Origin of the sequence: Paenibacillus favisporus (assembly GCF_040545415.1) — a bacterium.
Classification (GTDB): Bacteria; Bacillota; Bacilli; order Paenibacillales; family Paenibacillaceae; genus Paenibacillus_AQ; species Paenibacillus_AQ favisporus.
This window is the reverse complement of the sequence record NZ_JBEPLV010000003.1, coordinates 577043-590568: the sequence shown is the minus strand read 5'-3', so window position 1 is coordinate 590568 and position 13526 is coordinate 577043. Positions and strand designations below refer to the sequence as shown.

Below are 13526 nucleotides of genomic sequence, written 5' to 3'. Positions count from 1 at the left end.
ACGCTGATTAATCTTCAAGCTCCACGTTGTGGTACACATTCTGGACGTCCTCCAGATTTTCGAGCGCATCGATCATTTTCTCGAATGCCGGCTGGGACTCGGCCGGAAGCTCCACATAGTTCTGCGCGATCATGGAAACCTCGGCAACCGAAAATTCGGTTACGCCAGCGTTCTGGAAGGCTTCCTGCACGGCATGAAACTGCTCCGGATCGGCATATACGATGACGGAATCATCTTCCTGGATGATGTCGCGAACGTCGACATCCGCTTCCATCAGCAGCTCCAGAACTTCTTCTTCCGTCTTATCTTCGACGCCGATGACTGCGGTGGAATCGAACATGTAGGCGACCGATCCGCTGACGCCAAGGTTGCCTCCGTTCTTGCTGAATGCAGCCCGGACCTCTGAAGCGGTGCGGTTTACGTTATTCGTCAAAGCATCCACGATCACCATGGATCCGTTCGGCCCGAAGCCTTCGTACCGCAGCTCGTCATAGGTCTCATCAGAGTTACCTCTCGCCTTCTCCAGCGCGCGGTCAATGATCGCCTTCGGCACATTGTACGTCTTAGCGCGTTCCAAAACGACCTTCAACGCCCGGTTGGATTCCGGATCCGGCTCGCCCTGCTTGGCGACGACATAAATTTCCCGCCCGAAGCGGGCATATATACGACTAGTGTTTGCGTCTTTCGATGCTTTCTTCTCTTTAATGTTATTCCACTTACGACCCATACGATCCGCTCTCTTTCACTAAAATCAGATTCTATCGTTCCTTGTAGAAGACGTGTTCTATTATATCGCAAAAACGGTCTATTGAACAAGCTTCTGCCTTACGAATCGCTCTTCTCCTGTGTCGGCAATGTTCTTGGCGGCACCCCTTCAAAGGTCAGCTTCACAGGCCTTATCCGGCCTTCGTGGTCAAACTCCATCCGGTCGATGCAGACTTCACGGTGATTCGCTGCGGTTTCGGTCAGAGGACGGCGGTGGTACACGATGTACCACTCGTCTTCACCCGGAATCTGGATGACGCCGTGATGTCCCGCTCCCGTAGCCACCTCGGGATCCTGCTGCAGTATTTTGGCCTCCCGCACAAACGGCCCCAGCGGCGAATCCGAGACGGCGTATCCCACCGAATAATCCGGACCTCCCCAACCGCCTTCGGCCCACATAAAGTAATACTTGCCTTCGCGCTTGATCATGCACGGGCCTTCCACGAAGTTCTCCGGCGTAATCTCCTTGTATACCTCTCCGTCTGAAAATGGAGCGATGCTGACCATGTCTTCGTTCAGCTTCACGACGTTGCAGTGCTTCCATCCCCCGTAATACAAATAAGCCTGACCGTCGTCATCGATAAAAACATGAGGGTCGATTGGCTGGGCGCCATGGTAAAACTGGTCGATCAGCGGCTTCCCCAGGGCGTCCCGGTAAGGTCCTTCAGGCCGGTCAGCCACGGCAACACCGATGCCGCCCAGCTCCTCATTGCTCTGGATGTCGTTTGCCGCAAAATAATAGTAGTAGCGTCCATTTCGCTCGATCGGGGAAGGGGCCCACATTGCCCGCCTTGCCCATGAAATGTCCTTCATCTCCAGAATCCGTTCCACTTTGGTCCAGTGAACCAGGTCATCGGAATAGAACGCATCAAAAAACGTCTGGTCATCGTAAGCTGCCGAGTATGTAGGATATACCCAGTACCGTCCCTCAAAGATTCGGGGTTCGGGATCGGCATACCATCCGGAAAAAATCGGGTTGCCTGAACGGCGGTCGTTACCTTTAAGATTCACAATGCTGCTCCTCTCCACAAGTGACTTGTCCTGTACATCATTTTACCAAACTGTGGAACCGTTTTCCTAGGAAAAACGTCTATCGACGTACCTTCAAAGAAGACAGACCGCCTCTAAATGAAGTTTTTCTTGCGAGATCAGGAAGCAGAGGCTCCGAAACTTATACTTTCTGATCTCTTCAAAAAAAGGCACAGGCTCGGCAGCCTGCACCTTCTTTTCTATATTATATCTGATGAATGGCTTACTGCTGCTGCACGGCACTTGGATCCATGTACACGACTTCCCACAAATGGTTGTCGAGATCCTGGAAGCTCCAGCCGTACATAAATCCGTGATCCTGCTTGTCATTGGACGGCTTGCCGCCCGCTTCCAGCGCCTTGTTTACGATTTCGTCCACCTGCTCGCGGCTGTCGGCGGACACGCACACGATGACCTCGTTCGTCTTGGAGGCGTCGGCGATTTCTTTATTCGTGAATGTTTGATAATACGGCTCAACCAGAAGCATGACATAGATATGATCACTGATGACCATACAGGTTGCATTGTCATCCGTAAATTGAGGATTAAAGGCAAATCCGATTTTGGAGAAGAATTCGATCGAGTTTTTCAGGTTTTTAACCGGGAGATTCACGAAAATTTTGTCCAGTTGCAGCGCCATTTAAAATTACCACCTTTTCTCGGAATATTCACGGTAACCTGAGCATGATCAGGCTCAACATTTGGTCCGCCAAGCGGAGATTCCTGAGTCTAGTCTGCCTTCACAGATCGTGATACCGTTTGCTTAATTGCATTCTATCATGGAAATGACACCTGCATTTCTTATAAATTGCTATCATCGCTGATTTCTCGCAAATAAATGAAAAAAATCCGCGATAAACGCGGATTTTGCTTAATTTCCAGCCCCGTTCTCCCGGTTCATCGGGCTCCCGGCCCTCCGTGTCCCTCAGGCACCGCAGGCAGCGCCGTCGCTCTTCTGCGCTGGAACCGTACGTTGACGAGCACAATGCTGGCAAGAACCAGAATAAGGCCGGCTACAAGATTTATCGTCACTTTCTCGTTCAGAAAAAGCACGCTCGAAAAGATCGAAACGATCGGAATCAGAAACGTAAACGAACCGATTTTGCTCGCTTCCCCTTCGCTGATCAGTTTAAAATAGACGAACCATCCTGCCGCGATGACGAAAACGGCGATAAACAGCGTATCCCAAATGAACGTCCCGTTCCACTGGATCTTCGACCAGTCTTCCATTCCCGAACCGGCCAGCAGCAGAATGACACCGCCGATCGTAATTTGCATCGCTGTCAGCCAGGTCGAGTCGACCTTGGGTCCGATCTTCTTGACATAGGCCGTGCCAAGCGCCCAGGAGAGGGCTGTGACCAGCGCCAAAATAATACCGACGGCGGAAACATCCCCTGTAAACCCGCCCGCGCTCATGGTGGCGACGCCGGCAAAGCCGACGATCAGGCCAAGCATCTTCTGCTTCGTCATGGCCTCTCCCAGCCATAACCACGAGAACAGCCCAAGCAGCACAGGCTGGAGAAACACGATCGCCGAGAACAATCCGGCCGGCGTATACTGCAGTCCGATGGTTTGGACACCATAGTATATAACGATGCTGAGAAGCGCGGAGGTCAAATAGATCGGCCAGGTCTGACGCAGCCGCAAGTGCTTCGCTTTAGGCAGAGCTACCAGCACGAGCAGCACGCCGCCGATCAGTGCCCGCAAGCCGGCGAACAAGATTGGCGGCGCATAGTCCAGAGCTATTTTGGATAATGGCCAGTTGATTCCCCATACTAATATCAAAAAGATTAATAGAAACAATGTATTCTTCTGCATTCGCACCGAAGGTCACTCCTTGAATCATGGTCAATAACCATGATACAATACGTTGAACTATAAATAAAATGCATATTCCTCATAGGAGGTATAACATATCCGTTATGAATGAGACGCAGATCAGACTATTCGTGGCCGTCGCGGAAACGGGAAGCTTTACGAAAGCGGGCCAGATGATGAATATGACCCAGCCGGCGGTCAGCCGCGCCATATCCAGCCTGGAGTCCGAGCTCGGCGTTACCCTCCTGAACCGTCATCCGCGAAACGGTGTCGTCCTGACCGACATCGGCAAACGGATCGTGGTCACCGGCAGGGAAATTTTGCTGCAGTATGAGAAAATTTCGCAGGAGGTTGCCGCCGAGAAAGGGCTGGAGACCGGCAGCATCCGTGTTGGAGCCTTTCCGGCCGCTGCTTCCTTTTATTATCCGAAAATCGTCCGGGCCATCAACGACAAGTATCCGAACATCAACATTCAGATGTATGAAGGCACCGTGGAGGAAGTCCGGCATTGGCTTGATGAGCTGGTCGTGGATGTCGGCTTCCTCATTCCGCCGCTGAACGATCTGGATACGAGGCTGCTGCGGAACGAGGCGCTTCACGTCGTTTTCCGTGACGATCACCCCTTCCGCAATTACAAGGAAATCCGGATTCAGGATCTCTCGGATGAGCCGATGCTGGTCTGCAAGGGCGGTTATGAGCTGCCGGTTATGGAGCTGTTCCGCGCCGGGGGAGCGAATTTGAACGTGAAGCATATTACGACCAACTATCCGACCGCCCTGAACATGATCAACGAAGGACTGGGCATCTGCATCATGTCGGAGCTGTCGCTGCAGAGCGTGCCTGAACATGTCATGAGCCGGGAGTTGACTCCCAGAGCGTACCGCAAACTGCATCTTGCCGTTCCGTCCTTCAAACAGGCATCCATTGCCGTCAGATTGTTTGTGGATACGGCGTTTCGGCTGTTTCCGCCTGCAGCAGCGCATCCCGACGAGCAAACTTAGGCGGCGGGATGCCGCACGGCATCCACGCTTTCAAACCGACTTTCGTCTGACCTGCTGGGGTGAGGCGTGATGCACCTTTTTGAACATTTTGGAAAAATGCGAAAAATTGTAGTATCCGAGAGACTTGGCCACATCAGAAATCGGCATGCTGGACTCCCTGATCATCTCTTTGGCGGCCTCCATCCGCTCACGAAGGATGTAATCCGTAATGGACTCTCCCGTTTCCCGCTTGAACAGACGGGATAGGTATGCCGGGTTCAAATGCACACAACAGGCGAGCTGCTCCCTTGTGATCGGTTCATGGAGATGCTCGGCAATGTAGCCTTGGACGCGTTGAATGACCGAAGGATGGCTCTCTTTCTCGGACATTACGGGGATAAGACGCTGGGCGGCGAGGCAGGTCTTCAGATCCCGCTCTACATCCTCAAGCTTTCCCAGCTCCAGCAGCTGTATCCAATTCCGGAGCTTGGCAGCAGGCACCTGGCCGCTTTCCGGTTCGAACCCGGCCAGCCGGTACACCTCATTCGATTTGTTCAAATTGCCGTATTCCATCTCAAGCAGCTTTTGATAGGTTTCGCCAATTTCGAATAATGTCGACGGCTTCCCGATGTAACAGGATAAGGTACAGTGAAAATAACGCCGGCAGGACTCCAGGTAGGCCATGCAGCGGTCATACAATGTATCTTCGCGTATTTCCCCATCTTCCGGACCGTACAAAATAACAACGTTGACCCCCTGCTTGGTTTGGATCACCTCACCGCGGCCGGGATCGAGCAGCATCTCCTCCGCTGCTTTGCGGATGTTGTATTCCATCATTTCCTCATCACGGGTGCTGTACTCCCGCATCCACGATTCCACGCTGACCAGAACAGGCATGAAGGTCGTCCCCGATAAAGCAAGCAGCTCATGTTCCTGCAAAATTTTAAGCACGTTATCCGGTGTGCAATTGATGCGCCGGGTAAGGACGTCGTTCCAGAATTTCTCGGTGATCAGTCCTTTTCTCTTCTGCCAGGTTTCATTGTACCTTGCCCTCAGCTCCGTCATCTCCCGCTCCTGCCTGACAGACTCCAGCGCCCTGGCGATCGACGACTTCAGCACGTCGTACTCAATCGGCTTCAGCAGATAGTCAAATCCGTCGAGCTGAATCGCCCGCTGCATAAAATCAAAATGGGCGTGTGCCGTCAAAAATATCGTTTCGGTTTCCGGCGAAATGTCATTAACGCGCTCCAGCAGCTCAATTCCGGTTCCTTTCGGCATTTCGATATCACAGATCATCACGTCGATCGCCGTACGCTCGAACACTTTCAGCGCGTCCCTGAGATTATACGCCTCGTAAATCTCTGAAACCTGCAGCGCCTCCCAATCGACACCGCTCTTGATTCCCATAACGGCATACATCTCATCATCCACGATCAGCACTTTATACATCAGGTTCCCTCCAGTTCTGTTCAAGATTAGGAAGCGAACTCCTCCACTCTCCGGAGGGGAATTGTCAGCGTAACGACAGCGCCGCCCTCAGGAGCATTCCCAAATGACAGTCCCGCATCGCTGCCAAAAAAATGCTTCAAGCGGTACAGGACGTTCGTAACGCCCAGATGCTCGCCGCTTCGACTCTCCATATATGCCCCTGTCTGCAGCAGCTGCAGCGTCTCTTCGTCAAACCCGGCGCCGTTGTCGGCAATGACGATCGTCAGCTCTCCCGTTCCTGCATGACCGATGCGGATATCGATATGAAACGGATGGTCCATAAAATCAAATCCGTGTTTCATCGCATTTTCGACAAACGGTTGAATGAGCAGCGGCGGAACCGCCGCCTGGGCAAGCTCCTTCGGCAAATGGCAGGCGTATGTCACCTGTTCCGGAAAGCGGACCTGCTGAATCCGGATATAGCTCTCCAAATGTTCCATCTCCTCCGCTATCGTCACGGCCACCTGGTTCGTCCGGGTCGCAAAGCGGAAATATTGAACGAGATTCAGGCACATCAGCTGAATGACGCCGTAATTTTGTATTTGGGCCAAATTGTATACGATATTGATTGAGTTCAGCAGAAAATGGGGATTGATCTGAAGCTGCAGATGTTTCAGCTCCGCTTTGTGCGCCTTGATCTGCTCCTCGTACACGCTGATTTTCAGCTCTTGAATTTCGGAAGCCATATTGTTAAAGGTTTCATTGATGATCATAAATTCCTTCGATTTGGAAGGCTTCAGCCGGTAAGCCAGATTGCCGTTCTTGATGCTCCGCATACCACGGATCAAGCTGTTCATCGGCTTCAAGATGATATCGTTCAAGTAGATCAAGTAAATGATCAGGACGATGACCGCCAAGACGGAAATCATCAGGATCCCCCTTCTGAAGTGGTACAGATTCTGCAGCATCCGGGCTTCCGGAATAAAGGCGCCCAGGCTGAGTTCCGTACTCTGGATCGGGTGCTGGACCACGATATACCGTCTTCCTTCCGCCTTTACGGCCTGATAGGTATCGGTTGTATCTTCGACCGGCGGGGTGTCCAGCTTGGGCGAATCGGGAGACGCCGAACTGGTGATCAATTCGCCCGCTTCGTTCAGAAAGCCGGCGTAGCCGTCCTCCCCGAGATGAACCAGATCGAGCGGGATCATCAAGTTTTTCAGCTGAACGAACGCCCCTAAATAGAAACCGTCACCCGCATCCACAAGCCGGATCAGGGCGTATTTGCCCTTGCTGTATGGAATCGCCTTCCACTGCATGAACACAGGGCTGTCCGGACGGGCATTTTTCACCACTTGCTGAATAGCCATTTGAATCGACTGCAGTTCATCATAAGACTGCGTCTTGATCAGCGTATTGAACAAATCATGGTTTTGCACCGAATAGATGAACTGAAGGTCCACGCTGTTATCGAAGCGGTGATAGCGCGTAAGGCTGTTCAGGATCCGGGCCTTGGCCAGAACGTATTCGTCTTCATCGTTCAGCAGCTGGGACAGCGCGGCTATGTTGGGATCCTCGACGGCGAAGTTGTACAAAAACTTGATCTCCTTGTTGAGCGCCGCCTCGATCTGGCTTGAATACAGGATGATCGAGTTTTTGTTCGAATCGGCCACCTGTTCCCTGACCGTGTTCATCGCGTAGTAATTGTTATAGAGCAAAAGCAGGAAGAGCGGAAGCGTAATGGCAATGAAGCCGATCACTAATTTGCTGCGCAGCGAACGTTTGATATTCATAGCTCTGTCGGTCCTTTTTGTCAAAATAAAGTGTTTCAGGAAGGGGAATAGGGAATCCCCATCCCCGGTTTTAAGCCATCCCGGTTGGAGATTCCCTCGTAACTGCCGATGTTATGGATTCGCCTTCGCCCATTCGGCGAGCTGTTTGTCTACTTCCGCCTTGACTTTGTCAAAGCCGGCCGCCTTGCGTTTTTCCTTCCACTTGGCAATGATTTTCTCCGGATCCGCGGCACCGGAGCGGAGCGTGGCGTCAAACTCTTTTTCCACGTTGGCGATGGAGGCCAGCTCCGATTTGACCGGCTCCTGGTCAAAAGCAAATCCGAGGGCGATCGACCGTTCCGCACGCTCGTTGAACTTCTCGAATTCCTTCCACTTGTTCGGATCCTCGTTCGCCCACAGATAAGAATTGAACTGGTTGCCGAACATCCAGCCTCCCGGATTCGGGTAGGTTTGCGTGTCCGCAGTGACGCCTTCCGGATAATCAATGACCTGGTCGGATTTTTTTACGTAGTGCTTGCCCTCAATGCCCCAATCCAGCATGTTGAGCAGTTTCGGATCGTTGTACAGCAGATTGAGGAACATCATGGCCCGCGCCGGATCCTTGGATGTCCGGGAAATGCCGAGCATCGCCCCCTGCGCATCTCCCGTCGTCGTGAACGGTTCCGCCGTCTCGACCTGTACCAGGTCCACGCCCGTCGTGACGCTCATCTCCTTGTCTTTGCCCGGCTTCAGGGATTGGGCTACGGCGAACGCCTTGCCGGCTTTAATCATATTCATTCCCTGGTCGGCGTCCGAGGTCAGAATGTCCTTGTCGAACCAGCCCTTCTGATACCACTGATGCATCCGTTTGAAGAAGTCGATGAACTTGGGATCCTCCAGCGTATCGATCGCCTTGAGTTCCTTGCTTCCCCGCGGAACGGCCAGATTCGCCACGATTCCGTCGTAATTGGCCGCACTCCAAGTATTCGTGAACTTGCTGGAGACGATCGGGGTCACGCCTGGCTCGTTGTCTTTAATCATTTTGAACATCGCTTCCATATCTTCCAGCGACTTGACGCCATTGATATCGAATTTGTATTTGTCCACCAGCTTCTTGTCGAGCAGGAAACCGAAGCCCTGTCCGAATTCCTTCTTCGTCGGCAGCGCGTACAATTTGCCGCCGATCTTCGAGCCTTTAATGAAGTCATCTCCGAGAATTCCCGGAATGTCCTTGCCGTACTGCGCCATCAGTTCGTCCAGCTCCACGAACTGGCCTTTGGCCACATCCTTGGCATACGAGAACCAGCTTGCCGTAAACAGCAGGTCGAACGGCTCGTTGGAAATCTTCATCAGGTTGGTCTTGTCATCCCATGACGCCCATTCAATCGGCCTCAGCTCGATCGTCGCGTTGATTTTTTCCGTCAGGTATTTGCTCATCTCATCCTGGACCAGCTGCAAATCCTTCGGTGCGGACGCCGGATACACCAGCGTAATTTTATATGGCTTCAGACCGGTGCCGCTGTCCGAACCGGAGCCGCCGGCGGCCGTGCCCGAAGCTTCGCCGGAGTCACCTGCACCTCCTTTGCCGCAGCCCGTCAGGGCAAGCATTCCGCACAGCATCATGATCAGCACTAAATGGTAGGCTTTTTTCATTGTCGACGCTTCTCCTCTCAACGATTAAATGATGTAGAGTCAGCCCTTGACGGCGCCGCTCGTTATCCCGCTGATGTAATATTTCTGGAAGAACGGGTAAGCGAACAGCAGCGGAGCAATCCCGACGATGGCCAGCGCCATCCGGACCGTTTCCCGGGGCATCTTGGCCAGCAGCTCGCCTACCTGGGCGGAGCTTCCCGATTTCATCAGCAGGTATTGGATATTGGTTAACGTTTTGGTCATCAAGTACTGAATGTTGTACAGCTCAGGCTTATCAATAAACAGCATGCAGTTATACCAGTCGTTCCAATAAGACAGCGTGTTGAACAGCCCGATGGTCGCCATGATCGGCAGCGACAGGGGCAGCACGATGCTGAAAAATATCCGGATTTCGCTGGCTCCGTCAATGGTCGCCGACTCCACGACCGACTCCGGAATAGTGGATGAGAAGAAGCTTCGCATCAGCAGGACGTTGAAGGCGCTCAGCAGCAGATTGGGAATGATCATGGCGAAAATCGTATTTTTCAGGTCAAACATGTTGACGTACGTCATATACCAGGGCACCATTCCCCCGCCGAACAGCATCGTAAAAAATATATAGAACGATAACGTACGCCGCAGGGGCAAATCCGGACGGGATAGCGGATAGGCGAACAACGCGGTCATGAGCAAACTAACCACCGTTCCGATCAGCGTCGTCAGGATGGTGATACCGTAAGCCTTGGCAATCTCCGAGAAATCGTTAAACAAAAACTGGTACGCGGCAAAGCTGATTTCCTTGGGGAATAAGGAATACCCCTTCTGTAGGATCGAATCCTCGCTCGAGATCGACACCATAAAAATCAGTATAAACGGAATCAATGATGCCAGTGTAAAAGCCCAGAAAAACAGGTGGATCAAGGAAGGGCCGATGATTTTTTTCACGCTTGCTGTCCTCATGACGTTCCTCTACCTTTCTTGGAAAAATCAATGTACGCTTGCATGCGGCTCCCTAGAACAAAGCGTCGCGCTTATTGATCCGCCGGACGGCTGCGTTGGCCGCCAGAATCAGAACAAAGCAGACGACCGATTGATAGAAGCCCGCTGCCGAGGACATCCCGATGTCGCCCGACTGCGTCATCGCCCGGTACACGAACGTATCGATCGTATTCGTGGTCGGGATGAGCGCGCCCGTGTTCATCGGCACTTGGTAGAACAAGCCGAAGTCGCTTCGGAGGATTCCGCTGACCGCAAGCAGTGTCATCGTAGTAAGGACAGGCGTGATCAGCGGGATCGTAATCCGCGTCATCTGCTTCCACTTGCTGGCGCCGTCGATGGTTGCCGCCTCGTAATACTCCTTGTCAATCCCGATAATTGCGGCGAAATAGATGACCGACAAGTACCCTACGTTCTTCCACGCATTAACGATCACGAGAATATACGGCCAATAGCGGGGCTCGCCGTACCAGGAAACGGCTTCAGCACCGAACCATTTGGCGATAAGCCGGTTTACCAGTCCGCTTTCCACATTCAGAAAGCTGTAGACCAGGTACGCCACAACGACCATGGAAATGATGTGCGGCAGCAGAAAGGTGCTTTGGTAGAACCGGGTGATGACCTTGTCCCTGATTTCGTTAATCAGCAGCGCTGCGAGGACGGCCAGCACCAGATTCAGGACGATAAACACGAAGTTGTATAGAAAGGTGTTTCTCGTAATGACATAGGCGTCCTGGGAGTTAAACAAAAATTTAAAGTTGTCCAGTCCCGCCCATTCGCTTCCCCAAATACCGTCGACATAATTGTAATTTTTGAAAGCCAGGATGACGCCGTACATAGGGATATAGTTGTTGATGAATAAATAAATGACTCCCGGCAGTGTCATCAGCAGCAGCCATTTGTATTTCTTCAGTTGTCTCCGGAACGTGGAAACCCGCCGGATCTTTGCCGTGCTCACCGCATTCCGGTCCAGCTGCACCGCCTCTTGCATGATCTCACTCCTTTTTGTCGTTTCGTGACCTGTAACCCCTTACAAATCCGATTCTATACGGTGCAAGCAAAGTCCGGCTACCACGATGATGACTTCCTGCTAACGCTCTGATGACTTGTTTGCCTAATTCCCAAATGGTGGTTGACACCCCGTACGGGAATCTTTATGCTAGGGGCTGATCGATCCTATGAAAGCGAAATCATCTTTGGGGAGGTTGACCCATGAGCAATGTAAATGCCGTTTCGCGCGTATTCATTCTGGGAATGGACGGCGCCGGCAGCTTTATTCAGCACACGGCTACACCGGTCATTGACGCTTTTCTGGCAAAAGGGGCCGTCACCTATGACGCCCAGGCGCAGTCGCCTACAATCAGCGCGGAATGCTGGGGCTCCGTGCTTCACGGCGTCGTGCCGGAGAAGCACGGGCTAACGAACGAGGTCGCTGCGAGCGAGCCTTATCCTGCCGAATCGCCTTACCCTTCCGTATTCCGGCTTGCAAGGAAGGCATGGCCCGAGGCCAAGCTCGCCTCCTTCACCAGCTGGAGCCCGATCAATGACGGGATCGTTGAGGATGGCATCGGAATACATAAGGAATCTCTGCCGGATGCCGATCTGGTTCAGGCCATCCAGAACTATCTGGAACAGAATCCGGACGTCAAACTGCTGTTCATGCAGCTGGATGAACCAGATGCGGCCGGACATAAGCATGGCTATGGACCGGACTCTCCGGAATATTTGAATGCGATTACACAAAATGACGTCCTGTTCGGTCAGGTGCTCGGTACCCTTGAGCGGCTGGGACTTCTTGAAGACAGCCTGGTGATTTTACTAACCGACCACGGCGGCGGGGGCGACGACAAATTCAGCCACGGCAGCGATCATCCAATGGACAAAAATGTGTTCTGGGGCTGCGTAGGACCGGGAATCGCGCCGGGAACAACCATCGGGGAAATCTCGATCGTGGACACCGCGGCTGTCGCCGCAGCCGCCCTCGGCCTGGACATTCCGGATGCCTGGGATGCCGTAGTCCCTGCCGGTTTGCTCCAGACCCGGTCCATGCCGGAAAACGCATAGCGGGAGGATAGGCAGATGAGGAAAACATTGCGGTTTCGCGAGGACGGCACGTTTACCGTCGTCCAATTTACCGATACGGAGTTTTGCGAGCCTGATGATGAAGAGCTTCAAATGAAGGATATGATGCGAAGGATTATAGAGGCGGAACAGCCCGATCTGGTCGTCTACACCGGTGACGTGATCGCCAGCAATAAAAGCCCCAACCCGGCCGCAGCGTTCCGGGATGCAGTATCAGTTCCCGAGCAGATGGGCATACCCTGGGCAGCCGTCTTTGGAAACCACGACTCCGAGGCTCCGGATATGACGCGGGAACAGCTTCATGCCCTGCAGCTGTCCCACCGATACTGCTATGCGATTCCCGATCCGCCCCACGTCAAGGGCACCGGCAACTATTGTCTGGAAATCCGGGATTCACACCGGGACAACGTGGAGGCCGCCCTTTACTTTTTGGATTCGGGCAGCTACTCGCCGCTGGAGCATCTGCGCGTCGGATTTTACGACTGGATCCGCCGCAGCCAGATAGAATGGTATACACAGCAGTCCTACCGTCTTACGGCAGGCAACGGCGGAGTCCCGCTTCCATCGCTAGCCTTCTTCCATATCCCGCTGCCCGAATATAACGATATTTGGGATTTCTCGGTCTGTTATGGGAACAAGCTTGACCGTCACTGCTGCGCGCCCTGGATCAACACCGGTTTTTTTGCGAGCATGGTTGAGATGGGGGACATTCTCGGTACCTTTGTCGGCCATGATCACGGCAACGATTTTTGGGTAACGCTGCACGGTATCCGCCTCTGTTACGGACGGACCACCCGCAACGCTTATCTGGATCAGCCATTCATGCCCGGCGCCCGGGTCATCCGGCTCACGCAAGGGGAGCGGAGTTTTGACACCTGGCTGCATCTGCAGGACGGGTCCGTCATACGCGACCAGCCTGTCCATGCACCGACAGGCAGACCCGTTCAGGCGGGAATGCCGGCAGCAGCCGAATAACAGCCTAAAAAAAGCCGTTCAAGCGATGCGGATTGCCTCCGCTCTTGAACGG

The 13526-nt window shown here is 53.1% G+C and carries 12 protein-coding genes; 3 read left to right on the top strand and 9 right to left on the bottom strand.

What is annotated here, in order from left to right; genetic code table 11:
* Nucleotides 1–7: 7 nt before the first annotated feature.
* The 4 genes from ABID47_RS15845 to ABID47_RS15830 form a co-directional block, all read right to left on the bottom strand.
* A complete protein-coding gene (locus ABID47_RS15845) occupies nt 8–727 on the bottom strand; it encodes a YebC/PmpR family DNA-binding transcriptional regulator (RefSeq protein ID WP_076167139.1) in 720 nt (239 codons plus the stop codon).
* Between the two features lie 98 nt (nt 728–825).
* Nucleotides 826–1776, bottom strand: a complete 951-nt coding sequence (locus tag ABID47_RS15840) for a glycoside hydrolase family 43 protein (protein WP_354498055.1) — start codon at nt 1774–1776, stop codon at nt 826–828.
* 241 nt (nt 1777–2017) lie between these two features.
* Nucleotides 2018–2434: a VOC family protein gene (locus tag ABID47_RS15835; protein ID WP_145134353.1), complete on the bottom strand. Its 417-nt coding sequence runs from the start codon at nt 2432–2434 to the stop codon at nt 2018–2020.
* 257 nt (nt 2435–2691) lie between these two features.
* A complete protein-coding gene (locus ABID47_RS15830; protein ID WP_354498780.1) occupies nt 2692–3612 on the bottom strand; it encodes a DMT family transporter in 921 nt (306 codons plus the stop codon).
* Nucleotides 3613–3716: 104 nt separating this feature from the next.
* Here ABID47_RS15830 and ABID47_RS15825 point away from each other — a divergent pair, with 104 nt between their 5' ends.
* Complete coding sequence (locus ABID47_RS15825; protein WP_105443352.1) at nt 3717–4613, top strand: LysR family transcriptional regulator; 897 nt, start codon at nt 3717–3719, stop codon at nt 4611–4613.
* A 30-nt stretch (nt 4614–4643) separates the two neighbouring features.
* Here the strand turns inward: ABID47_RS15825 and ABID47_RS15820 are convergent, their stop codons facing one another.
* The 5 genes from ABID47_RS15820 to ABID47_RS15800 form a co-directional block, all read right to left on the bottom strand.
* A complete protein-coding gene (locus ABID47_RS15820) occupies nt 4644–6041 on the bottom strand; it encodes a helix-turn-helix domain-containing protein (protein WP_354498052.1) in 1398 nt (465 codons plus the stop codon).
* 26 nt (nt 6042–6067) lie between these two features.
* Complete coding sequence (locus ABID47_RS15815; protein WP_354498050.1) at nt 6068–7810, bottom strand: sensor histidine kinase; 1743 nt, start codon at nt 7808–7810, stop codon at nt 6068–6070.
* Nucleotides 7811–7921: 111 nt separating this feature from the next.
* Complete coding sequence (locus ABID47_RS15810; protein ID WP_354498048.1) at nt 7922–9442, bottom strand: ABC transporter substrate-binding protein; 1521 nt, start codon at nt 9440–9442, stop codon at nt 7922–7924.
* Between the two features lie 39 nt (nt 9443–9481).
* Nucleotides 9482–10381 carry a carbohydrate ABC transporter permease gene (locus ABID47_RS15805; protein ID WP_145946275.1) on the bottom strand — a complete coding sequence of 300 codons (900 nt, stop codon included), beginning with the start codon at nt 10379–10381 and terminating at the stop codon, nt 9482–9484.
* A gap of 52 nt (nt 10382–10433) precedes the next feature.
* Nucleotides 10434–11408 (bottom strand): ABC transporter permease, encoded by a 975-nt coding sequence (locus ABID47_RS15800; RefSeq protein WP_435530630.1) that lies wholly within the window; start codon nt 11406–11408, stop codon nt 10434–10436.
* 221 nt (nt 11409–11629) lie between these two features.
* Here ABID47_RS15800 and ABID47_RS15795 point away from each other — a divergent pair, with 221 nt between their 5' ends.
* Nucleotides 11630–12481: an alkaline phosphatase family protein gene (locus ABID47_RS15795; RefSeq protein ID WP_354498046.1), complete on the top strand. Its 852-nt coding sequence runs from the start codon at nt 11630–11632 to the stop codon at nt 12479–12481.
* Between the two features lie 15 nt (nt 12482–12496).
* Nucleotides 12497–13474, top strand: a complete 978-nt coding sequence (locus tag ABID47_RS15790; RefSeq protein WP_354498044.1) for a metallophosphoesterase family protein — start codon at nt 12497–12499, stop codon at nt 13472–13474.
* Nucleotides 13475–13526: the final 52 nt, after the last annotated feature.

Bases quoted from the DNA above. Each gene is read 5' to 3' on its own strand.
- ABID47_RS15830 (WP_354498780.1), bottom strand. From the start codon at position 3,612: ATGCAGAAGAATACATTGTTTCTATTAATCTTTTTGATATTAGTATGG.
- ABID47_RS15810 (WP_354498048.1), bottom strand. From the start codon at position 9,442: ATGAAAAAAGCCTACCATTTAGTGCTGATCATGATGCTGTGCGGAATG.
- ABID47_RS15825 (WP_105443352.1), top strand. From the start codon at position 3,717: ATGAATGAGACGCAGATCAGACTATTCGTGGCCGTCGCGGAAACGGGA.
- ABID47_RS15845 (WP_076167139.1), bottom strand. From the start codon at position 727: ATGGGTCGTAAGTGGAATAACATTAAAGAGAAGAAAGCATCGAAAGAC.
- ABID47_RS15820 (WP_354498052.1), bottom strand. From the start codon at position 6,041: ATGTATAAAGTGCTGATCGTGGATGATGAGATGTATGCCGTTATGGGA.
- ABID47_RS15795 (WP_354498046.1), top strand. From the start codon at position 11,630: ATGAGCAATGTAAATGCCGTTTCGCGCGTATTCATTCTGGGAATGGAC.
- ABID47_RS15790 (WP_354498044.1), top strand. From the start codon at position 12,497: ATGAGGAAAACATTGCGGTTTCGCGAGGACGGCACGTTTACCGTCGTC.
- ABID47_RS15805 (WP_145946275.1), bottom strand. From the start codon at position 10,381: ATGAGGACAGCAAGCGTGAAAAAAATCATCGGCCCTTCCTTGATCCAC.
- ABID47_RS15815 (WP_354498050.1), bottom strand. From the start codon at position 7,810: ATGAATATCAAACGTTCGCTGCGCAGCAAATTAGTGATCGGCTTCATT.
- ABID47_RS15800 (WP_435530630.1), bottom strand. From the start codon at position 11,408: ATGCAAGAGGCGGTGCAGCTGGACCGGAATGCGGTGAGCACGGCAAAG.
- ABID47_RS15835 (WP_145134353.1), bottom strand. From the start codon at position 2,434: ATGGCGCTGCAACTGGACAAAATTTTCGTGAATCTCCCGGTTAAAAAC.